The following is a 25,269-nucleotide window of genomic DNA, read 5'->3' as shown; positions in this document are numbered from 1 at the left end:
TGGGGTGATGAACTGTGTGCGCGACGATTCCTGGGCTGTTCGCACGGCAGGCGGCAGCGACACCGGAGGCCGTCGCGGTCGCGTCCGACGACCGCTTCCTGACCTACCGGGAACTCGACGAGAGGTCGGCCCGGCTGGCGGCGGAACTGCTGCGGCGCGGCGTGGGCCCGGAGTCGCTCGTGGCGGTGGCGCTCCCGCGCTCGCCGGACCTCGCGGTGGTGCTGCTCGGTGTGCTCAAGGCCGGTGCGGCCTACCTGCCGCTGGACCCCGAATACCCCCTCCGGCGGCTCGAGTTCATGCTGCGTGACACCCGGCCGGCGCTGCTGATCGCCCCGTCCGGCACACTGGAAGCCCTCCCCGGCCCATGTCCGCGCGTCACGCCGGAGGACCTCGAGCGGGACGGTCCCGCACCGGCTCCGGTGGAGCACGCGGAACAGCTCGCGTACGTGATCTACACCTCCGGGTCGACCGGCACCCCCAAGGGCATCGGCATCACGCACCGGGACGTGGTGGCTCTGGCCGCGGACAGGCGCTGGCAGGGCGGTGCCCACGCACGGGTGCTGCTGCACTCCCCGCTCGCGTTCGACGCCTCGGTCTACGAGCTGTGGGTGCCGCTGCTCACCGGCGGCCGGGTCGTCGTGGGCCCGGACACCGAGCCGGTCCCCGCGGAACTGGCCGCCCTGGCCGAACGGCACGGCGTCACCGGGGTCTTCCTGACCACCGCGTTGTTCAACCTTCTCGTCGAGGAGGACGCGGGCTGCCTCGCCGGGCTCCGGGAGGTCTGGACCGGCGGGGAACGCGTCGTGCCGCAGTCGTTCCGGCTGGCCCGACGAGCCTGCCCCGACACCGTGTTCGTCCACGTGTACGGGCCGACGGAGACGACCGTGTTCGCCACGAGCCACCGCACGGACCCCACCGCGCCCGCCGGCGGGGACGTCCCGATCGGCCGGCCGCTCGACGGCATGCGTGCCCACGTGCTGGGCGAGGACCTGTCCCCGGTGCCGCCGGGGACCCCCGGTGAGCTGTACCTCGCGGGCGAGGGACTGGCCCGCGGCTATGCGAACCGGACGGCTCTGACCGCCGGGCGGTTCGTCGCCTGCCCGTACGGTCCCGCCGGCGAGCGGATGTACCGGACCGGGGACGTGGTGACGGCGACCCCGGACGGCGACCTCGTGTACCTCGGCCGCGCCGACGAGCAGGTGAAGCTCCGGGGCTTTCGCATCGAACCCGGCGAGATCGAGGCCGTGTTGCTGTCGCACCCCGGCGTGGGCCACGCGGCGGTGGTCGTCCACGGGGGATCCGGCACGGGAGCGGGCCGCCGGCTGGTGGGATACGTGGTGCCGTCCACGGCCGGAGGCGACCGCGAGTTCGCGCTCGCCTCCGGCTTCATGACCGGCGAGCTGCGGCAGTACGCGGCCGAGCGGCTGCCCGCCTTCATGGTGCCCGCCGTGTTCGTGGTGCTGGACCGGCTGCCGCTGACCCCCAACGGCAAGCTGGACCGGGCGGCGCTGCCCGCCCCCGAGTTCACGGGCGGCGCCTACCGGGCGCCCGGCACCCGCGACGAGGAGGTCGTCGCCGGACTGTTCGCCGAGGTGATCGGACTCGAACGGGTGGGCACCGATGACGACTTCTTCGCCCTCGGCGGCGACAGCATCCAGTCGATCCAGGTGGTGACGCGGGCCCGGGCGCACGGGCTGGTCCTCAGCCCGCGGGACATCTTCCGGCACCGCACCGTGGCCGACGTGGCGGCGGCCGCCAACCCGGCCGGACGTCCGGCCGGAGAGCCGGAGCCCGACGGGCTCCCGGGCGGCGGCGTCGGGCGGATGCCTCTGATGCCGGTGGCACGCTGGATCCGGGACCTCGCCCCCGGCTTCGGCCGGCTGCTGCAGGCGGTGGTGCTCGAACTGCCGCCGGGCATCGGCCGCGACGGCCTGGCCGCGACCGTGACCGCGGTCCTGGACCGGCACGACCTGCTGCGCGCGCGCCTGGAACCGGACGGCCTGCTCGTCACCCCGCCGGGATCCGTGGACGCCGGCACGCTGATCAAGCGCGTCGCCTGCGACGGCGCCTGGTCCGGCGAGGCCTGGCGCCGGCTGCTGGTCGGTGAACTGGACGGCATCGCACGGCGGTTGAGCCCGGAGCGCGGCGTGATGGCGCAATGCGTCTGGTTCGACGCGGCGTCCGGACCGGGCCGGCTGCTGGTGGGGCTGCACCACCTCGTGGTCGACGGCGTCTCGTGGCGCATCCTCATGCCGGACCTCGCCGCGGCCTGGTCCCGGATCCGGGCCGGCGAGCCCCCGTCGCTGCCGCCCGCCGGAACCTCGGTGCGCCGCTGGGCGCACGCGCTCGCCGAGGCGGCCTCGTCCCCGGAGCGCACGGCCGAGTTGGCGGTGTGGCGGTCGGTCGTGGAGGGACCCGACCCGCTGCTCGGATCCCGGCGGCTCGACCCCGCGACGGACGTCATGGCCACCGTGCGCAAGACGCGCGTCCTGCTGCCGGTTCCGGTCACCGAGGCACTGCTGACCGCCGTGCCGAAGGCGTTCCGCTGCGGCACGGGCGACGCACTGCTCGCGGGACTGGCGCTGGCGGTCGCCGCCTGGCGCCGCGCCCACGGCACGGACGAGCCGTCGACGCTGCTGCGGCTCGAGGGCCACGGCCGGGAGGAGGACGCGGTCCCGGGCGCGGACCTGTCCCGTACGGTCGGCTGGTTCACCACCGTGTTCCCGGTGCGTCTGGACCTCGCCGGCATCGACCTCGAGGACGCGTTCGCGGGCGGCCCGGCGGCGGGCGCGGCGCTCAAGGCGGTCAAGGAACAGCTGAGGGCTCTACCCGGCAAGGGCCTCGGCTACGGGCTGCTGCGCCACCTGAACGACGAGACCGCCGCGGTGCTGCGCGACCACCCCCTCGGGCAGATCGGGTTCAACTATCTCGGGCGGTTCTCGCGCGCGGACATGCCCGAGGAACTGCGCGGCCTGGGCTGGACGCAGACCGGCGACCTCACGGAGTTCGCCGAACTGGCCGAGCTCGACGCGGGCCACGACGCGGACATGCCCGCGCTGTCCGAAGTGGACGTCAACGCCATGGTCACCGACACCGCCGAAGGCCCCAGGCTGGGCGCGCTGTTCGGGTCACCCGCCGGCGTGCTGCCGCCCGAGGAGACGGAACGGCTGGCCGGGCTGTGGTGCACCGCGCTCGAGGGCCTGGCCCGGCACGCCGCCGGGCCGGGCGCGGGCGGGCCGACCCCGTCCGACGTGCCGCTGGTCCGCGTGGGCCAGGACGAGCTCGACGCATGGCGGAAGCGCTTCCCCGGCTTCGTGGACGTATGGCCCCTGACCCCGCTGCAGTCCGGCATGCTCTTCGAGTCCATGGCGAAAGACGTCGGGGGAACGGACTTCGACGCCTACCAGGTGCAGTACGTGCTCCCGCTGTCCGGGCCGGTCGACCCCGCCCGGATGCGGGCCGCCGGACAGGCCCTGCTGGACCGGTACGCCGTCCTGCGCACCGCGTTCGTGCCCGACGCCGCCGGGGACCTGACCGGGCTGGTCGTCGAGGGCGTCGCCCTGCCCTGGCGGGAAGCCGACCTGGGCGACGAGCCCGTCGACCGGCTGCTGGCCGACGACCTGGCGGCGCACTTCGACCCCGCGGCCCCGCCCCTGCTGCGGCTGACGCTGGTCACCCGGGGCACGGACCGTGCGGAGCTGGTCCTGACCGCGCACCACGTGCTGTTCGACGGCTGGTCGATTCCCCTGCTCGTACAGGACCTGCTCCGCCTCTACGCCACCGGCGGCGACGAGACGGCGCTGCCGCGCGTGCGGGGATACCGGGACTTCCTGGAGTGGCTGTCCGCACAGGACCGCACCGCGTCGGCCCGGGCCTGGCAGGAGGAACTCGACGGATTCGCCGAACCCGCCCTGCTCGCCCCCGCCGTCCCGCCCCGTCCCGGCCCGGCCGGGGTCGGGCGGACCGGGGTGCCGCTGCCGCCGGACACCGCCCGCGCCCTGGTGCGGCGGGCCGCGGAGACGGGCGTCACCCTGAACACCGTCGTCCAGGGAGCGTGGGCCGTACTGCTGAGCCAGCTGACCGGACGCCAGGACGTGGTGTTCGGGGCCACCGTGGCCGGGCGCCCGCCCGCGCTCCCCGGCGTGGAGTCCCTCGTCGGCCTGTTCGTCAACACCGTTCCGGTACGCGTGCGTTGTGCCCCCGGGGAAACCTTCGAGGACGTCCTGACCACGCTGCACGACCGGCAGGGCGCGCTGCTCGACCACCATCACCACCCGCTGCACGAGATCCAGCGGGCCACCGGACTGCCCACGCTGTTCGACACCTATGTCGCCTTCGAGTCCTTCCCGCTGGACCGGGCCGGGATCGCCGAGGCGGGCCGGCAGGCCGGTGTCACGTTCACGGGCCTGCGGCCGTTCGCCACCACGCACTACCCGCTGTCCGTGATGGCGCTGCCCGACGGCGGCACCTCCCTGCGGCTGGAACTGCAGTACCGCCGCGACGCCTTCGACGCCGCGGCCGTCGAGGGCATCGCGCGGCGCTTCGGACGGGTGCTGGAGCAACTGGCCGAGGATACCGGCCGCCGGGTGGGCACGGTGGACCTGCTGGACCCCGCCGAACGCGAGCTGCTGGCGCGGGAGTACGGCGACACGGCCGCGCCCGCCACAGCGGCGACGGTCCCGGAACTGTTCGAGCGGCAGGCGGCGCGGACACCGGACGCGGTCGCGGTGGAGTCCGGCGACGTCTCGCTCACCTACCGCGAACTCGACGAGCGCGCCGACCGGCTGGCCCGCGGGCTCACCGCTCGCGGCACGGGCCCGGAGACGCTGGTGGCCGTCGCCCTGCCACGGTCGGAACACCTGGTCGTCGCCCTGCTCGGCGTGCTGAAGTCCGGCGCGGCCTATCTGCCGGTCGACCCGGCGCATCCCCGGCGGCGCCAGGAGTTCCTGCTCGCCGACGCGGCCCCGTCCCTCGTCCTCACCGACACGGCGACCGCCAAGGCACTGCCCGGCACCGGCGTGCCCCGGCTGCTGCTGGAAGAGATCTCGGACGCCCCCGGAACACGCGGCCCGCGGCCGGGGCCGGGGCCGGACAACGCCGCGTATGTGATGTACACCTCCGGCTCCACCGGGACCTCCAAGGGCGTGGCCATCTCGCACCGCAATGTGACCAGTTGCCTGCCCGCGCTGGTGGCCTCCCTCGGAGTCGGTCCCGGCGCACGGATGCTGGCGAGCGCCTCCGTCGGCTTCGACGTGTCCGTGTTCGAGATCTTCTCGACCCTGTGCACCGGCGGCACCGTCGAAGTCGTCCGCGACGTCCTGACACTGGGCGAACGCCGGAGCTGGACCGGCAGTGTGATCAGCACGGTCCCCTCGGCCTTCGCCGAACTCCTCGACCACATACCGGGCAGGATCCGCGCCGAGACCGTGATGCTCGCGGGCGAGGCACTGCCCGCGGCACTGCTGCGGCGGATCCGGGAGGCGATCCCCGGGGTCCGGGTGGTCAACGGCTACGGACAGACCGAGACCTTCTACGCCACCGCGTACTCCCTCTCCGGAACCGACACATGGGAGGGCGGCTCCGCGGGCGCCCCGATCGGCAGGCCGCTCGACACCGTGCGGGTGTACGTCCTCGGCCCCGGGCTCCGGCCCGTCCCGCCGGGCGTGGTGGGGGAGTTGTACGTCGCCGGGGCCACGGTCGGCCGCGGCTACCGCGACCGCCCCGGGCTGACCGCCGCACGGTTCGTCGCCGATCCGTCCGGGCCGGCCGGGGCACGGATGTACCGCACCGGGGACCTGGGCCGCCGGACCGCGGAGGGCCTGCTCGAGTACGCCGGGCGCGACGACGCCCAGGTCAAGATCCGCGGCGCCCGGGTCGAGCCCGCCGAGGTCGAGGCGGCGCTGACCGCGCACCCCGACGTCGGCCAGGCGGCCGTCGTCGCCCGCGACGGCCGCGGCACGAGCACCGCACGGCAACTGGTCGCGTACGTTGCCCCGGGCGGGACGCCCGAGGAGCTGCGCTCCTTCCTGGCGGGCAAACTGCCCGACTTCATGGTGCCGACCGCGTTCGTGGCCCTGGACAGGCTCCCGCTGATGCCCAACGGCAAGCTGGACCGCGCCGCGCTGCCCGAACCGGAGCTCACCGGGGCCGCGTACCGCGCGCCGCGCACCGCCCGCGAAGAGACGCTGTGCCGGCTGTACGAGGAGGCACTCGGCGTCGAACGGGTCGGCATCGACGACAACTTCTTCGCGCTGGGCGGGCATTCGCTCGTGGCCGTCCGCCTGATCAGCCGCGCCCGTGCGGAGCTCGGCGCCGAGATACCGGTCAGCGCGGTCTTCACCCGCCCGACCGTCGCCGAGCTCTCCCACGAGCTCGGCGGCACCCTGGCCACACCCGGCAGGCCCCGCCTGCGCAGGATGACCGACCGACGAGGAGACGCGCAGTGATCCCCCTGTCCTTTGCGCAGCGGAGGCTGTGGTTCATCGACCGGTTCGAGGGCCCCTCCGCCACCTACAACCTGCCGTTCGTGCTCCGCCTGACCGGGGCACTGGACGTGAACGCGCTGGCCTCGGCCGTACGCGACGTGATCGTCCGGCACGAGAGCCTGCGCACGCTGTTCGTCGAGGGCGCGGACGGCCTGCCCGCACAGCAGGTCGTGCCTGTCGGTGAGTTGGACGTACCGGTGCCGGTCCTCGACATGGCCCCGGGCGCCGTGGCCGAGGCGGTGGCCCACCGCTTCGACCTCGCCGCCGAGATCCCGGTACGCGCCCGGATCCTGCGCCGCGGCCCCGAGGAGCACATCCTCGTCCTGGTCGTCCACCACGCCGCCGCCGACGGCGAGTCCATGGCGCCCCTGGGCCGCGACCTGGCCACCGCCTACACGGCCCGGCTGCGCTCCGATCCCCCCGCGTGGCCCGAACTGCCCGTGCAGTACGCCGACTACACGCTCTGGCAGCGGGAGCTGCTCGGTGACCCGGACGACCCCGCGAGCGTGCTGGCCACCCAGCTGGGGTACTGGCGCGACGAACTCGCCGGAGCCCCCCAGCAGATACGGCTGCCCGCCGACCGCCCGCGCCCGCCCGTGGCGAGCCACCGCGGCGGCATGGTCGAGTTCGCCGTCGAACCCGGACTCGTCGCCGCCGTCGAGGACCTCGCACGGGCCCGCGGCGTGACACCGTCGATCGTGATGCAGACGGCCCTGGCCGTCCTCCTGCACCACCTCGGCGCCGGACCGGACATCACCATCGGCTCCACGACCGCCGGGCGCGCCGACGAGGAACTGACGGACCTGGTCGGCTTCTTCGTCAACACCTGGGTGCTGCGCGCCGACCTGTCCGGGAACCCGTCCCTCGGGCAGGTCCTGGACCAGGTGCGCGACAAGGCCCTGCGCGCCTACGACCACCAGGACCTCCCCTTCGAACGGCTGGTGGAGGCCCTGAACCCGGAGCGTTCCACCGCCTACCACCCGCTGTTCCAGGTGATGTTCACCTGGCAGGGCAACGCCCGGCTCGACCTCGCGCTGCCCGGCCTGGACGCCGTACTGGAGGCCGTCCCCACCCGGACCGCCAAGTTCGACCTGGAGTTCAACTTCGCCACCCGCTCTCCCGGCGAGGGCATGCACTGCAACCTCGAGTACGCGACCGACCTGTTCGACCGGTCCACGGCCACGGACATCGGGGCGCGCTTCCTGCGCGTCCTGCGGTGCCTGGCCCAGGCGCCGGGGACGCGGGCGGGCTCCGTGGACGTCCTGGACTCCGCCGAGCGCGCGCTCCTCGCCGCGTACAACGACACGGCCGTCCCGACGCCCGAGGTGACCGTGCCCGAACTGGTCGCGCGGCAGGCCGCGTTGACACCCGACGGCATCGCGGTGGTCTTCGGGGAACAGGAGCTGACCTACCGGGAGCTGGAGGAGCGCGCCGACCGGGTGGCCCGCGCGCTCGCCCGGCACGGCGCCGGCCCGGAGTCCCTCGTGGGCCTGGCACTGCCGCGGTCGGCGGACCTGGTGGTCGCGATGCTGGGCATCCTGAAGTCCGGCGCCGCCTATGTGCCCGTCGACCCCCGCTACCCGAGCGCACGGCTGGACCGCATCCTCTCCGAGGCCCGGCCCCGGCTGATCCTGACCGACGAGGGCACCGACACGGCGGGGGTACTGCCCGACGACGGCACCCCCCGGCTCCGCTTCGGCGACATCGGCCCCGACGACGCCGATGCTCCGACAGTTCGGATCCGGCCCGGCAACGTGGCGTACGTGATGTACACCTCCGGCTCCACCGGGGCGCCCAAGGGCGTCGCCATCACCCACCACGGCGTGGTCAACGGCGTGACCCGGCTGGCCTCCACGGCCGAACTGCGGCCGGGGTCGCGCACGCTGGCAGGCACGTCGGTCAACTTCGACGTGTCGGTGTTCGAGATCGTCACCACCCTCGCCGCGGGCGGCACCGTCGAGATCGTCCGGGACGTGGTGGCACTCGGGGAACGGCCCGCCTGGTCGGGCAGCGTGATCAGCACCGTCCCCTCGGTCTTCGCCGAACTGATCGACGACATCGCCGGCCGCGTCACCGTGGACACCGTCGTGTTCGCCGGCGAGGCGCTGCCCGCGTCCCTGGTGCACCGGGTGCGCGAGACCTTCGACGGTGTCCGGGTCGTCAACGCCTACGGTCAGAGTGAGAGCTTCTACGCCACCGCCCACGTTGCCGCCTACGTCGCCGGCCCGGACGGACCCGGCGGCTCCGGCAGCGCACCGATCGGGACACCGCTCGGCAACATGCGCACCTACGTGCTCGGCCCCGGACTCTCCCCGGTGCCCCTGGGCGTCGTGGGCGAGCTCTACGTCGCGGGTGCGGTGGGGCGCGGCTACCACGGGCGGGCGGGCCTGACCGCCGAACGGTTCGTGGCCGACCCCTATGGCCCGGCCGGCTCCCGGATGTACCGCACCGGCGACCTCGCCCGCTGGAACGCCGACGGACAACTGGAGTTCGCCGGGCGCGACGACGCCCAGATGAAGGTCCGCGGCTTCCGGATCGAACCCGGCGAGGTCGAAGCGGCACTGACCGCCCACCCCGGAGTGGCCCAGGCCGTGGTGACCACCTGCCAACGGCCGGGCGGCACCCAGCTGGTGGGCTACGTCGTCCCCGTGGGCGTGGGCGGCATCGGTACCGTCGAGAGCCTCGGCCACATCGACGTCGACCTGACCGCGGGCGTCTCCGCGGCGGAACTGCGCACCTTCGTGGCGGGCCGGCTCCCGGAGTTCATGGTCCCCGCGGCCTTCGTGATGCTGGACCGGCTGCCGCTCGCCCCCAACGGCAAGCTGGACCGCGCCGCGCTCCCCGAACCGGAGTTCAGGAGCGGCGCGTACCGTGCGCCGGGCTCGGCGACCGAGGAGGTGCTCGCCGGGGCGTACGCCGAGGTGCTCGGCCTGGACCGGGTCGGGGTCGACGACGACTTCTTCGCCGTCGGCGGGGACAGCATCCGTTCCATCCAGGTGGTGTCGCGGGCACGGGCGCGGGGCGTGGAGATCACGCCGCGGCAGGTCTTCGAGCGCCGCACCGTCGCCGAGCTCGCCGCCGTGGCCGGCAGCACGTCCGGCGCGAGCACACGGCTCGCGGAACTGGAGGGCGGCGGCCTCGGCCGGATGCCGCTGCCGCCGGTGGCGGAGTACCTGCGCGAACTGGGCGGCGGCATCGACCGGTTCTCGATGTCGATGGTGCTCGACCTGCCCCGGGACATCGACGAGGCGGGACTGCACGCCACGCTGCGGGCCGTGCTCGACCGTCACGACGTCCTGCGATCCCGGCTGGTGGAGCGCGGGCTGGAGGTGGCTCCGCAGGGGTCGACTGACATTGCCGCTCTGATCCACCGGGTCGATCGCCCCTGGGACGAGACGGCAGCAGCCGCCGAACTGGACGCGGCGACGGGCCGGTTGGACCCGTACGGCGGTGTCATGGCGCAGTTGGTGTGGTTCGAGCGGGCGGGGCGGCTGTTGGTCGTCCTGCACCATCTGGTCGTGGACGGCGTGTCGTGGCGGATTCTGCTGCCGGACCTCGCCGAGGCGTGGCGGGCGGTGACGGACGGGCGTGTCCCCGAGCTGCCGGAAGTGGGCACGTCGGCACGGCGCTGGACGTACGCGCTGCGGGAGGAGGCGTCGGCCGGACGCCGGGTCGCCGAACTCGACCTATGGCGCTCGGTGGTTGACGGCCCGGATCCGGTTCTGGGTGCGCGGCGGCTGGATCCTGCGGTGGATGTGGTCTCCACCGTGGACTACGTGTGGGCTCGGGTGTCGCCGTCGGTGGCGGAGGCGTTGCTGACTGCGGTGCCTGCTGCGTTTCGTAGTGGTGCGGGTGATGGGTTGTTGGCGGCGTTGGCGCTGGCGGTGGTGAGGTGGCGGGGGGTGGACGAGTCGTCGGTGCTGGTGCGGCTCGAAGGCCATGGACGCGAGGATGTGATCGAGGGTGCGGATCTGTCGCGGACGGTGGGCTGGTTCACGAGCATGTTCCCGGTGCGCCTGGATGTCGATGCGGACGGGACGCTGGCCGACGCGGTGAAGGCTGTGAAGGAGCGGATGCTGGCGGTCCCGGACAAGGGGATCGGTTATGGTCTGCTGCGGTATCTGAACGAGGAGACGGGCGCGGAGCTGGCGCAATTCCCCACGGGGCAGATTTCGTTCAACTACCTGGGCCGGTTCTCGTCGTCGGACATGCCCGAGCATCTGCGGGGTCTGGGCTGGACGCAGGCTATGGGGACGGCGGAGTTGGTGGCGGCGCCGGACGCGGACATGCCTGCGTTGTCGGTGCTGGACGTCAACGCGCTGGTGACGGAGTCGGGTGCGCTCACGGCGCGGTTCGGGTTCCCGACGGGCGTGTTGTCCCGGGACGAGGTGCAGGAGCTGGCGGATGCGTGGTGTGCGGCCCTCGAGGAGCTGGCCGCACATGTGAGTACGCCCGGTGCGGGTGGACTGACGCCCTCGGACGTGCCGTTGGTGGCGGTGCGGCAGAGTGAGATCGAGGAGTGGGAGCAGCGGTATCCGGGGCTCGCCGACATCTGGCCGCTGACCCCGCTCCAGTCCGGGCTGCTCTTCCACGCGATGCTGGCCGACTCCGCCTTCGACGCGTACCACGTCCAGTTCGTCCACCACCTGTCCGGCCGGGTCGATCCCGGACGGATGCGCGCCGCGGGGCAGGCCCTGCTCGACCGGTACCCCGCCCTGCGGACCGCGTTCGTGCCGAACGCCGAGGGGGACCACGTCCAGGTCGTGCTCGACCGGGTGGAACTGCCCTGGCAGCACCACGACTTGAGCGGGGCGAGCCCCGAGGAGCTGGAGCGGCTGCTGGCGAGCGACCGCACCACCCACTTCGACCCGGCCGCACCGCCCTTGCTGCGCATGTCGCTGGTGACCCTGGGGCCCGACCGCGCGGAGCTGGTGTTCACGGCTCACCACGTCCTGTTCGACGGATGGTCCGTGCCCCTGCTGATGCGGGACCTGTTGCGCCTCTACGGCTCCGCCGGTGACGGATCGGCGCTGCCCCGGGTGCGGGGGTACCGGGACTTCCTGGCATGGCTGACGCGGCAGGACCGGGAGGCCGCCGCCCGCGCATGGGCCGACGAGCTCGCCGGGGTCGATGAGCCCACACTGCTCGTCCCGGGCGCCGGGGACGGGACGGCCACCGCGGACATCGGGCAGGTCGACGTCCCGCTGCCGGCCGACCTGGCGGTCACCCTCTCCCGCCGGGCCGCCGAGCTGGGGGTCACCCTCAGCGTGCTGGTGCAGGGCGCCTGGGGGCTCGTCCTCGCGGGGCTGACCGGACGCCAGGACGTGGTGTTCGGTGCGACGGTCTCGGGCCGTCCCGCCGCGGTGGACGGCGTGGACGCCATGGTGGGGCTGTTCATCAACACCCTGCCGGTACGCGTGCGCTGCTCCCCCGAGGACACCATCACTGCCCTGCTGACCTCCCTGCAGGACCGGCAGGCGGCCCTGCTCGACCACCACCATCACGCTCTGGCCGACATCCAGCAGGCCGCCGGCCTGAGCGCCCTGTTCGACACTGTCGTGGTCTTCGAGTCCTTCCCGGTCGACCGCGTGGGCATCAGCGAGGCGAACAGCGAGGCCGGTGTGACGATCACCGGGCTCACCCCCTACAGCGGCAGCCACTACCCGGTCGCGGTGGTGGCGGACGCGGATCCCCATCTGAGGCTCGCCCTGCAGTACCAGCACGACGCGATCGACCACGCCTCCGTGACGTCCATCGGCGAACGGTTCCTGCGGGTGCTGTGCCACCTCGTGGAGGACCCGTACGGCCGGGCCGGGCAGATCGACGTGCTCACTCCCGCCGAGCGGAAGCAGGTCCTCGAGGAGTGGAACGACACGGCGCACCCGGTGCCGTCCGTCACGCTCGTGGAGGCGTTCGAGGAGCAGGCCGCCCGTACCCCCGACGCCGACGCCGTGGTGTTCGAGGACACCGCCCTGACCTACGCGGAACTCGACCGGCGGGCGGACCGCCTCGCACACCACCTGGCCGCCCGCGGCGTCGGACCCGAGACCGTGGTCGGCGTGATGCTGCCCCGCTCGGCCGAGATGGTGGTCGCGCTGCTGGCCGTCCTGAAGGCCGGCGGCGCCTACCTCCCCGTCGACCCGGGCCTGCCCGCCGAGCGGATCGCCTTCCTGGAGGCCGACGCACGCCCCCTGCTCACCCTCACGGACATCCCTGCAATGGGCCCCGGAGACAGCCCAGTTCATCCCGCCACCCCGGCGCACCCCGCCTACGTCCTGTACACCTCGGGATCGACGGGCCGCCCCAAGGGAGTGGTGGTCGAGCACGCGGCCATCGTCAACCGGCTGCTGTGGATGCGGGACGCCTACGGCGTGGCCGCGGGCGACCGGATCCTGCAGAAGACCCCGCTGGGCTTCGACGTGTCGGTGTGGGAGGTGTTCCTGCCCCTGATCACCGGTGCCACGCTGGTCGTCGCGAAACCGGACGGCCACCGCGACCCCGCCTATCTGGCCGGGCTCATCCGGGACACCGGGGTCACCATCGCGCACTTCGTCCCCTCGATGCTCCAGGCGTTCCTCCAGGAGCCCTCGGCGGGCGCCTGCACCAGTCTGCGTGAGGTCGTCTGCAGCGGTGAGGCACTGCCCCCGCAGCTGCGCGACCACTTCCACACCGTTCTCGGCGCACGGCTGAACAACCTCTACGGCCCGACCGAGACTGCGGTCGACGTCACCGCCGCCCCCTGCACCCGCACGGACACCGGACCGGTGACCATCGGCCGCCCCGTGTGGAACACACGGACCTACGTCCTGGACGCCGGCCTCAGGCCCGCCCCGCCGGGCGTGGCGGGGGAGTTGTACATCGCCGGCGACCAGCTGGCCCGCGGCTACCTCGGCCGTGCTGCCCTGACCGCCGGCCGGTTCGTGGCCGATCCGTACGGTGCGCCGGGCAGCCGGATGTACCGCGCGGGGGACCGGGTCCGGTGGGACGAACAGGGGCGCCTCGAATTCCTCGGCAGGACCGACGACCAGGTCAAGATCCGGGGGTTCCGGGTCGAACCCGGCGAGATCGAGAACGTGCTCGCCGGCCATCCCGCCGTCGCCCGGGCCGCGGTGACCGCCCGCGAGACCGCCGGCGGCCCCCAGCTCGTGGGGTACGTGGTGCCCGAGCCCGGCACGGCACCGGAGGTGGCCCGCCTGTGCCGGCTCCGGCGGGAGGGCCGGCTGGACGGGGTGGAACTGCACGAACTGCCCAACGGGATGCCGGTGTGCGCCCGCAACCGCTCCAACACGCTCTACCTGTACGACGAGATCTTCGGCAGGAACGAATACCTCAGAGGAGGGATCGCTCTCCCCGAAGGCGCCTGCGTGGTGGACGTCGGCGGTCACGTCGGCCTGTTCTCGCTCTTTGTGAAGACGCAACGGCCGGACTGCACCATCCACGCCTTCGAGCCGATGCCCGAACTGGCCGGGATGTTCCGGCTCAACGCCGAACTGCACGACATTGACGTCGTGCTCACCAACTGCGCCCTGGGACGCGAGCCGGGCCGCGCGGAGTTCACCTACTACCCGGACATGTCGCTGCTCTCCGGCCGGTTCGCCGACGAGCACGAAGAACGCCGCATGCTGGAACGCGTCCTCCACAACGACCGCGACCGCGGCGCGGACGACGACGCCATGCTGGCCGAACTGCTCACGGACCGGCTGCGGAGCGTCCCGGTCGACGTCGAGATACGGACGCTCTCCCAGATGATCCGGGAGAACGGCATCACGGTCATCGACCTGCTGAAGGTCGACGCCGAGAAGGGCGAACTCGACGTCCTGCTCGGGATCGAGCCCGAACACTGGCCGATCGTCCGGCAGATCGTCGCCGAGGTCCACGACATCGACGGCCGTCTCGACACCATCACCGCCCTGCTGCACGAACACGGCTTCCGCACCATGGCGGAGAGTTCGCGCGAGCTCGCCGACACCGGCATGTACTCCCTGTACGCCGTGCGGCCGGACAACGCCCCAGTCACATCCGCGCCGTTCACGGAGGAGAAGCGCTGGTACACCCCCGGCCGGCTCGCCGACGACCTCCGGGCGCACGCTGGGGAGCACCTGCCGGAACACATGGTGCCGTCGGCCGTCGTCGTCCTCGACACGCTCCCGGTGACCGCGAACGGAAAGCTCGACCGGGCCGCGCTGCCCGCCCCCGAGTTCGCGGGCGGCGCGGAGACCTCCCGGGATCCCGGCACCCCGCAGGAGGAGATGCTCCGCACCTTGTTCGCCGAGGTGCTCGGCGTGGAACGGATCGGCGTCGACGACGACTTCTTCGCCCTCGGCGGGCACTCGCTGCTCGTCACCCGGCTCGTCAGCCGGATCCGTACGGTCATGGGCGCCGACGTGCCGATCCGCACCGTGTTCGACGCGCCCACCGTCGCGCTCCTGGCCGCACACGTCCCGGCCGGAACCTCGGCACAGCCGCGGCTGCGGCGGGCCGAACACCGGCCGGAGCGCGTGCCGTTGTCGTCCGCCCAGCGCAGGCTGTGGTTCGCGGACCGGTTCGACGGGCCGTCCGCCACCTACAACCTGCCGGTGCTCCTGCGGCTCGAGGGCCCGCTGGACGTGCCCGCGCTGCGGGCGGCCGTGCACGACGTGGTGGCGCGCCACGAGACCCTGCGCACCCTCGTCGGCGAGGACGACGGGGTGCCGTACCAGCGCATCCTGCCCGCCGGTGAGGCGGTGCCGGACGTCCCCGTCGTCGAGGCCGGGCCGGACGAGGCAGACCGTCTGGTGGCCGGGGCGGTGACCCATGTCTTCGACCTCGCCGCCGAACTGCCGCTGCGCGTACACGTCTTCCGGCAGGAGCCGGAGGAGCACATTCTGCTGCTGGTCCTCCACCACATCGCCGGCGACGGCGAGTCCCTCGCCCCGCTCACCCGCGACCTGGGAACCGCCTACGCCGCCCGGCTGCGCTCCGAGCCCCCCGCGTGGCCCGCACTGCCCGTGCAGTACGTCGACTACACCCTCTGGCAGCATGAGCTGCTGGGCGACGAGAGCGACCCTGCGAGTGTCCTGTCGGCTCAACTTGCCTACTGGCAAGGCGAACTGGCCGGAGTGCCGCAGCCGCTGGCGCTTCCGGCCGACCGTCCCCGCCCGGCGGTCGCGGGCCATCACGGCGACCTGGTGGAGTTCACCCTCGACCCCGCCCTCACCGCCGCGGTGGAGAACCTGGCCGTGGCACACGGAGCGACGGTTCCCATGGTGCTCCAGGCGGCGCTCGCGGTCCTGCTGCGCGACCTCGGGGGCGGTGACGACCTGGCCATCGGGTCCCCGATCGCCAACCGCACGGATGCCGCCCTCGCCGATCTCGTCGGCTTCTTCGTCAACACCTGGGTGCTGCGCGTCCGGATGCCCCGGGAGCTCTCGTTCTCCGGGGTACTGGACCAGGTGCGCGACAAGGCGCTCGCCGCGTACGACAACCAGCACGCCCCCTTCGAGCGGCTGGTGGAGCTCCTCAACCCCGACCGCTCCACCGCCTACCACCCGCTGTTCCAGGTCATGTTCGGCTGGCAGAACATCGCGGCCGGGGACTTCGCCCTCGACGGACTGCGCACGGACCTGAGGACCGTCGCCAACGGGACCGCGAAGTTCGACCTGTTCCTCACCATGGCCGACGTACCGGACCGCGGTGTCGTGGGCAACCTCGAGTACGCCACCGAGCTGTTCGACCGCTCCACGGCGGACGGCATCGCGGACGGCTTTGTCCGTATCCTGCACCGGCTCGTGGCCGACCCGGACGCGCCGCTCGGCACGCCGGACAACGCCGCGGCGGACCGTACGCCCACGCCGCAGCCGGCCCTCACCCGCCGCGCGGCCTACCGGGCACCGCGGTCGGCCGTGGAGTCCGTCCTGGCCGAGGTGTACGCGGAAGTGGTCGGCCTGGACCGGGTCGGCATCGACGACGACTACTTCCTCGTCGGCGGGGACAGCATCCGCTCGCTCCAGGTGGTGTCGCGGGCACGGGCGCGGGGTGTCGAGATCACGCCGCGGCAGATCTTCGAGCGCCGCACTGTCGCTGGGCTCGCCGCGGCTGCCGGCGGACGTTCCGGAGCACCCGAGGTGCTGGCCGAGCTGGAGGGCGGCGGCACCGGCGACCTTCCGCTGCTGCCCGTCGCCCGCTACGTGCGCGAACTCGGCGGCGGGTTCGGCAGGTTCGCCATGACCGCTGTCCTGGACCTGCCCGACGGCATCGACCGGGACGGTCTTCTCGCGGTCCTCGCCGCGGTCCTCGACCGCCATGACGCCCTGCGCTCCCGCCTCGTCCCCGACGGCGGCCTGCGCATCGCCCCGCCCGGCACGGTCGACCCGGCCCCGCTGGTGCGTCGGGTCGCCCGGGGCGAGGACTGGCAGCAGGTGGCCCAGGACGAACTGGATGCCGCAGCGGACCGGTTGGACCCGGAGCGCGGCGTGATGGCGCAGTTCGTGTGGTTCGAGCCGGCGGGTCGGCTGTTGGTCGTCCTGCACCACTTGGTCGTGGACGGCGTGTCGTGGCGGATCCTGCTGCCAGACCTCGCCGAGGCATGGCGGTGCGTACGGGACGGCGAGCCGATCACGCTGCCGGAGGCGGGGACGTCGCTGCGCCGGTGGGCGCATGCGATGCGGGACGAGGCGGGTGCTGAGCGTCGTGTCGCCGAACTGGCCTACTGGCGTGCGGTGGTTGACGGTCCGGATCCGGTGTTGGGTGCGCGGCGGCTGGATCCTGCGGTGGATGTGGTCTCCACCGTGGACTACGTGTGGGCTCGGGTGTCGCCGTCGGTGACGGAGGCGTTGCTGACTGCGGTGCCTGCCGCGTTTCGTAGTGGTGCGGGTGATGGGTTGTTGGCGGCGTTGGCGCTGGCGGTGGTGAGGTGGCGGGGGGTGGACGAGTCGTCGGTGCTGGTGCGGCTCGAAGGTCATGGACGCGAGGATGTGGTCGAGGGTGCGGATTTGTCGCGGACGGTGGGCTGGTTCACGAGCATGTTCCCGGTGCGCCTGGATGTTGATGCGGACGGGACGCTCGCCGACGCGGTGAAGGCTGTGAAGGAGCGGATGCTGGCGGTTCCGGACAAGGGGATCGGCTATGGTCTGCTGCGGTATCTGAACGAGGAGACGGGCGCGGAGCTGGCGCAATTCCCCACGGGGCAGATTTCGTTCAACTACCTTGGCCGGTTCTCGTCGTCGGACATGCCCGAGCATCTGCGGGGTCTGGGCTGGACGCAGGCTGTGGGGACGGCGGAGTTGGTGGCGGCGCCGGACGCGGACATGCCTGCGTTGTCGGTGCTGGACGTCAACGCGCTGGTGACGGAGTCGGGTGCGCTCACGGCGCGGTTCGGGTTCCCGACGGGCGTGTTGTCCCGGGACGAGGTGCAGGAGCTGGCGGATGCATGGTGTGCGGCCCTCGAGGAGCTGGCCGCACATGTGAGCACGCCCGGTGCGGGTGGACTGACGCCCTCGGACGTGCCGTTGGTGGCGGTGCGGCAGAGCGAGATCGAGGAGTGGGAGCAGCGGTATCCGGGGCTCGCCGACATCTGGCCGCTGACCCCGCTCCAGTCCGGGCTGCTCTTCCAGTCGCTGCTCAGCGACGCGGCGTACGACGCCTACCACGTGCAGATGGTCCACCACCTGGCCGGAGACGTGGACCCCGGACGGATGCGCGCCGCGGGGCAGGCGCTGCTCGACCGCCATCCCGCCCTGCGCACCGCCTTCGTCGGCGACATGTCCGGCGACCCGGTCCAGCTGGTGCTGGACGGCGTCGAGCTGCCCTGGCAGGAGGCCGACCTGAGCGCCCTCGGCGAGGACGAACGGGACGGCGCCTTCCGGCAGTTCCTTGAAGAGGACCAGGACCTTCACTTCGATCCGGCCGTACCACCGCTGATGCGGCTCTCCCTCGTGCGGTTCGGTTCCCACCGCGCCGAACTGGTCCTCACCGCGCACCACGTCCTGTTCGACGGATGGTCTCTGCCCCTGCTGATGCGGGACCTGCTGCGCCTCTACGGCTCTGCAGGCGACGCCTCGGCACTGCCGCGGCCGCCCGCCTACCGGGACTTCCTGGTCTGGCTTTCGGAGCAGGACCACGAACGGTCCGTACGCGCATGGGCGGACGAACTCGCCGGGGTCGACGAGCCCACCTTGCTCGTGCCCGCGGGGAGCCAGGACGCCGACATGGGCAACACGCAACGGCTCGAGGTCCCGCTGCCGGATGACGTCGCGGAGGAACTCGCCCGGCGCGCGGCCGAGTTGGGCGTCACCCTCAACACGGTCGTGCAGGGGGCCTGGGCGCTCGTCCTCGCGGGCCTGACCGGGCGCCAGGACGTGATGTTCGGCGGCACCGTGTCGGGCCGTCCCGCCGCGGTGGACGGCGTGGACGCCATGGTGGGGCTGTTCATCAACACCCTGCCGGTACGGGTCCGGCTCTCGCCGTGGGACAGCGTCGGCACGATGCTGACCGCACTCCAGAACCGCCAGGGCGCACTGCTCGACCACCACCACTGTTCTCTCACCGACATCCACCGCGCCGTCGGACTCCCGACGCTGTTCGACACGGTGACGGTGTTCGAGTCCTTCCCCGACGACGGCACCGGCGCGGACACCGACGACGCCGCCGGGATCACCATCACCGGTGCCGCCTCGTCGAACGGGACCCACTACCCCCTGGGCGTCGCGGCGGTCGCCGAACCCCGGTTGCGCGTGATCCTCCAGTACCAGTGCGACCTGTTCGACGCGGCGACCGCCGAAGGGATCGCCGCCCGGTTCGCCCGCGTCCTGCGGCGGATGGCGGCCGATCCGGACACCCCGGTCGGGGCGATCGACGCCTTTCGGCCGCCCGCCGGTACGTACGACCTGCGGATACCCCAGGCGACGGCACCGGAGCTGTTCTCCGCGCAGGCCGCCGCGACCCCGGACGCCACCGCCGTGCTCTTCGAGGGCACGCCACTGACGTACCGCGAGCTCGACACCCGCGTCGCCCGGCTCGCCCATGAGCTCACGGCACGCGGCGTGGGCCCCGAGACGGTGGTGGCGGTGGCACTGCCGCGCTCGCCGCAGCTCGTGGTGGCGCTGCTCGCGGTGATGCGGGCGGGCGGCGCGTACCTGCCCGTCGACCGGACCCTGCCCGACGAGCGCATCGCCTTCATGACGGCGGACTCCGGCGCCCGGCTGGTACTGACGGACGGGACGACGGCCCCGAAGCTGTCCTCGCTCCCGGTGCCGGTGCTGCGGATGGACCAGGTCGAGGACCGGCCGGACCGCCCCGCCCCCTGCGCGGCGGCGCTCGACGGCACCGCGTACGTCATCTACACCTCGGGCTCGACCGGGCGGCCGAAGGGCGTCGCCGTCACGCACCGCGGCGTGGCCGCCCTGGCCGCGGCACACGTCGAACGACTCGGTGTCACCGCCGCCAGCCGGATGCTGCAACTGGCCTCGCCGAGCTTCGACGTGTCGCTCTGCGAGACGTTCACGGCACTGCTGTCCGGCGCGACCCTGGTGATGGCCGGCCAGGACCGCCTGGCCCCCGGGACCCCGCTGGCCGACACGATCGCCGCGCACGGGGTGACCCATGCGATGATCCCGCCCGCCATGCTCGCGATGGTGCCCGCCGGCTCGATGTCCACGGTGGAGTCACTGGTGGTCGGCGGCGAGGTGACCCCGCCGGCACTGATCGCCGAGTGGGCGCCGGACCGCGAGATGGTGAACGTCTACGGGCCCACCGAGACCACGGCCTGCGCCACCATGAGCGCGCCGCTGGCCGCGGGCACCGGCCTGCCGCCGATCGGCCGGCCGGTCCCGGACACCCGGGTGTACGTCCTGGACGGTGCCCTGCACCCGGTGCCGGACGGCACGGCCGGCGAGCTGTACATCGCGGGCGCGGGCGTGGCCCGCGGCTACGTCGGCCGTCCCGGTCTGACGTCGGCGCGGTTCGTGCCGTGCCCGTACGGACGGCCCGGTGAGCGGATGTACCGCACGGGCGACATCGTGGTCCGTACCGCGGACGGGGAGCTGACGTTCCAGGGGCGGGCCGACGACCAGGTGAAGATCCGGGGCTTCCGGATCGAACCCGGCGAGATCGAGGCGGCACTGCTCGCCCATCCCGCCGTCGCACGGGCCGCCGTGGTGGTCGACGACTCCCACGACGACCGGCGCCTCGCCGGGTACGTCGTGCCGTCGGCGCACGACACCGACGGGGAACTGCCCGCGGAACTGCGCCGGCACCTGCGGGCGCGGCTGCCGGAGTACATGGTGCCCTCGGCACTGATGGTGATCGGCGAGATGCCGTTCACCAGGAACGGCAAGCTGGACCGGACGGCCCTGCCCGCCCCGGACCGGGGCGGGGCGCACGGCGGCCGCTCCGCCCGGACAGCGCGGGAGGAGATCCTGTGCGGCCTGTTCGCCGAGGTCCTGGAGACGGGCCGGGTGGGCATCGACGACGGCTTCTTCGCCCTCGGCGGGCACTCCCTCCTCGCCGCCCGGCTGGTCAACCGGATCCGCGTGGTGCTCGGCGCCGACCTGCCGATCCGGACGGTGTTCCAGTCGCCCACGGTCGCCGGACTGGCCGCGCACCTGGAATCCGGCGGCGCGGCAGCGGGCCCCACGGACCCCTTCGCCCCGGTCCTGCCCATCGCCGACGGCACCGGCCCCGCCTCCCCGCCCCTGTGGTGGATCCACCCCGGAGGCGGCATCTGCTGGCCCTACCTGGGATTCGCCGGCCTGCTCCCGGCGGACCGGCCGGTCCTCGGCATCCAGGCCAAGGGCTTCGACGGAACGACCCCGCTGCCCGCCTCCGTCGACGCCATGGTGGCCGACTACGTCGCCGAAGTGCTGGCCGTGCAGCCGGCGGGCCCCTACCACCTGGCGGGGCTCTCCATCGGCGGCACCCTCGCCCACGCGATGGCGGCGGAACTCCAGCGGCAAGGGCACGAAGTGGCGCTGCTGGCCCTGCTGGACAGCGTCCCCAGCGGCTACCTGGCGAGCCACGCACCGCCCACCGCGGCCGAGGTGCGGGAGTACTTCCTCGAGCACCTCACCGGGCTGACCGGCACCGACGACGGCGCGTCCTTCCTGGACAACGCGGTCTCGGTGATCGTCAACCACACGAGGCTGATGCCGGAATTCCGCTCCCCGGCCTACCGCGGCGATGTCCTCTTCTTCAACGCCGTGCCGAAGCCGGAGGGGTCCTTCGCGGACCTGTGGCGGCCGCACATCGAGGGCACCGTGCACGTCCACGACATCCACAGCGCGCACGGCGACATGTACCTGCCCGGGCCGGCCGCCGAGATCTGCCGGATCATCGGCGCCGCACTGTCCAAAAAGTGAGATTTTTTACCCTCCCCCCTTGACTGCGGACATATAAGGAGGAAACTGGCGAATACACCAGGCAACCGGTGAGAGCCGCACCAACCGGTGGAGACGTCCGTCGGACCGAGTGACCCCCATCTCGGCAACTGGCCAGGCCCCCGGAAGGGCACGTACCGGTAATCGGAGCCGTCGGCGACGACTGAGACTCACGAATCGGTATGGAGCGCCGGGGGCTGATTCCTGTCTCAGCCCTCTCAGCCCTCTCAGCCCTCTCAGCCCTCTCAGCCCTCTCAGCACTCTTCCCGCAGCCCGGCGACCACGCCCGCGATGCCCTGGACGGTCGGTTCGTCGAAGTACGCGTGCAGCGGGACGTCGACGCCGAGCCGGTCGAGGATCCGGGTCGAGATCTGGGTCATCGTGATCGAGTGGCCGCCGAGGTCGAAGAGGTTCTCGGTGTCGCCCAGCCCTGGGAGCCGGAGCACCTCGCACCAGATCTCCCGCACCGTCTCCAGCACGTCCTCCCCGGCCGTCTCCGGGGCCGCCGTCTCCTCGGGCGGGCACGGCAGCGCCTGCCGGTCGAGCTTGCCGTTCGGCGTGGCGGGCAGGGCGTCGAGGCGGACGAAGGCCTCCGGCACCATGTACGCGGGCAGCGCGGCCGCCAGCTCCCGGCGCAGCTCGCCCTCCTCCGCGCCGCCGACGTGATAGCCGACCAGCCGGCCGTCCCGGACCGCGGCGGCGGCCCGGGCCACACCCTCCACCGCGAGCAGCCGTGCCTCGATCTCGCCGAGCTCGATCCGGAAGCCCCGGAGCTTGATCTGGTCGTCGGCCCGGCCGAGGAACTCCAGCCGTCCGTCGGCGCGTTGGCGCACCAGGTCGCCGGTCCGGTACATCCGGCTCCCCGGCGGGCCGAACGGGTCCGGCACGAACCGCTCGCCGTCCAGCTCCGGCCGGCCGAGATAGCCGCGGGCGACACCGGCCCCGGCGAGATAGAGGCCGCCGGGGATACCGGCCGGTACGGGGGCCAGGTGCCCGTCGAGCACGAAGGCCCGCGTGTTCGCGAGCGGGCGGCCGATCGTCACCCGGTCCGCGCCGTCGGCGATCTCGTCGTACGTCGACCAGATCGTGGTCTCCGTCGGGCCGTAGACGTTGACGAGCCGGCCGGTCCTCGGACGTAGCCGCTGCGCCAGGGGCCGGGGGAGCGGTTCCCCGCCGGTGAGCGCGGTGACCGCGGGGGCGTCGAAGCCGGAGTCCAGCAGCATGGCCCAGCCGGTCGGGGTCGCCTGGACATGGGTGATCCCGTGCCGGGCGGCCAGCTCGCACAGCGCGGCGCCGTCGCGCGCCTGGCTCTCGCTCGCCACGACCACTGACGCACCCGTGATCAGGGGGAGGAGGAGCTCGAGGCCGGAGATGTCGAAGGACACCGAGGTCGACGCCAGCCAGCGGTCGCCGGATCCGGCGCCGAGCAGGTCCCGGACCGACAGCAACAGGTTGGCCAGCGAGCGGTGTTCGATCTGCACGCCCTTCGGGCGTCCTGTCGAGCCCGAGGTGTAGATGACATAGGCCAGGTCGCCGGGTGCCGGAAGGGGAGCCGGGGCGGGTGTGTCCGGGCCGTCGACGGCAGCGGCCAGGGCGGTGTCGTCGAGTGTGACGGCGGCCCGGGCGTCCGCGGTGATGAACTCGAGCCGGGCGGCCGGGTAGTCCGCGTCCAGCGGGATATAGGCCGCACCGGCCTTGAGGACGCCGAGCAGACCCGCGACGAGCCGTTCCGAGCGGCGCGCACGCACCGCGACGAGCGCGCCCGGGCCGATGCCCTCGCTCCGCAGCCGGGCCGCGACCCGCCCCGCGGCGGCGTCCAGCTCGGCGTACGTGAGCCGCCGGTCCCCGTGGATCACGGCGACGGCGCCGGGCCGCCTCGCCGCCTGCTCGGCGACGAGCTCCGGCACGGTCCGCGCCGGGTACGCCACGGCCGTGTCGTTCCCGGCGGACAGCAGCCGTTCGCGCTCGTCCCCGTCGAGCAGCGGGAGTGCCGCCAGCGGGGTACCGGGGGAGGCCAGCACCTGGCCGAGGACGGTCAGCCAGTGCCGGCCCACGCTCTCGGCTTCCTCGCGCGCGATCGACTGCGGCGGGTACTGGAGCATCACGGCGAACCCGTCGGCGGCGTCGACCAGTTCGATGCGCAGCGCGTTGCGGGCCGTGTGGTTGAAGAGTCCCCAGCCCACCGATGTGGTGAGCCCCGGAAACGCGGGCACGTCCGTCGGGCGGAAGTACGTCAGCGAGACCGGTGCGAGGGCGACGCCCGGCTTCACCCCGGTGCCGGCGCGCCCGAGCGGGACGTCGCGCACCCGGTACAGCTCCCGCAGCCCCGACCTGACCCCGCGCGCGAAATCCGCGAACGGAACGGTGCCTTCCGGGGCGGAGGAGAAGGGGAGTTCATTGACGTGGACACCGATGCGGCGCCGCTGCTCCGGCGTGCGGGTGCCGAGGTCGAGCGCCGTGACCGGCACCGCGTTGCCGTAGCGGAACAGGAGGGCGTGCACGGTGGCGAGGAGCAGCTCGAAGCGGGTCACCCCGATGCGTTCCGCCACGGGGCCGATCCGCTCGCGCAGTTCGCCGGGCAGCCGGAACTCCACCGCCTCGCCGGCCCGCACGCCCCGGACCGCCCGGTCCAGGCCGGGGAGCACCACGTCGTCGCCCACCGGCGGGCGGCCGGCCCAGTACCGCTGCGCGGCAGGTACGTTGGCGGCGAGCCGCCGCTCCTCGTCGTCCTCCGGCATGGCCGGGAGCTCCGGGAGCCCGGTGCCGCCGCCCCCGGTCCCGGCCCGGTAGTACGCGGCGAGGTCGGTGAGGAAGACGTTCATCGACGGCCCGTCGAAGACCAGATGGTGGACGACCACGAGCAGCCGGTGCGCGCGCGGGCCGATGACCTGGAGCACCAGGCGGCACAGCGGACCACGGGCGAGGTCGAACGGCGCGACGATGTGCTTCCGCGTGGCCTGTGCGCTCTCCTGCTCCACCACCAGCCCGGGCAGCCCGGCGGCCGGCACCAGGTGGGGTGCGCCGGCCCGGTCCTCGACCGCGCTGGTGAGTTCCCGGTGCCTGCGCAGGACGGCGGCGCACGCGCGCTCCAGCGCCGCCACGTCCAGCTCGCCGTCGAAGCGCGCGGCGAACGGGAGATGGTGCACGGCACCGCAGTCGTCGACCAACTCGTTGAACCAGATCCCGCTCTGCGCAGCGGAAGCCGGACGGGGCGGAGCAACAGCCATTCGGGCACGTCCTGTCGCCGTCGGGAGAAGTGCGGCTGAGGAGAGGCCCCACGCCGGTCGGTCCGCTCAATCTGCCCGACGGCAACCCGGATATGCAACATTCCCGCCGGACGCCACCGCTTCCCGCCGCCATTACCGCCGGTCATCGGCGAACCGTTTGCATCCGCCAAATGCCTCCGGACTACAGGGCGTTCGGAGGCGCGACTC

The 25,269-nt window shown here is 73.1% G+C and carries 3 protein-coding genes; 2 read left to right on the top strand and 1 reads right to left on the bottom strand.

What is annotated here, in order from left to right:
• Nucleotides 1-14: 14 nt before the first annotated feature.
• Together ACV530_RS03395 and ACV530_RS03390 are read left to right on the top strand one after the other, a co-directional pair.
• The gene (locus ACV530_RS03395) at nucleotides 15-6,446 is read left to right on the top strand and encodes an amino acid adenylation domain-containing protein (protein WP_494330694.1); all 6,432 of its coding nucleotides are present in this window, start codon (nucleotides 15-17) and stop codon (nucleotides 6,444-6,446) included.
• A complete protein-coding gene (locus ACV530_RS03390; protein WP_494330693.1) occupies nucleotides 6,443-21,817 on the top strand; it encodes an amino acid adenylation domain-containing protein in 15,375 nt (5,124 codons plus the stop codon). Before ACV530_RS03395 ends, ACV530_RS03390 begins: the two co-directional genes overlap by 4 nt.
• Before the next feature lie 272 nt (nucleotides 21,818-22,089).
• Here the strand turns inward: ACV530_RS03390 and ACV530_RS03385 are convergent, their stop codons facing one another.
• On the bottom strand, nucleotides 22,090-25,062 hold the full coding sequence (locus ACV530_RS03385) for a non-ribosomal peptide synthetase (RefSeq protein ID WP_494330692.1): 2,973 nt from the start codon (nucleotides 25,060-25,062) through the stop codon (nucleotides 22,090-22,092).
• Nucleotides 25,063-25,269: the final 207 nt, after the last annotated feature.

The sequence above is a fragment of the Streptomyces sp. SX-6 genome, assembly GCF_059089585.1.
This window is presented reverse-complemented; position numbering and strand designations above follow the sequence as displayed.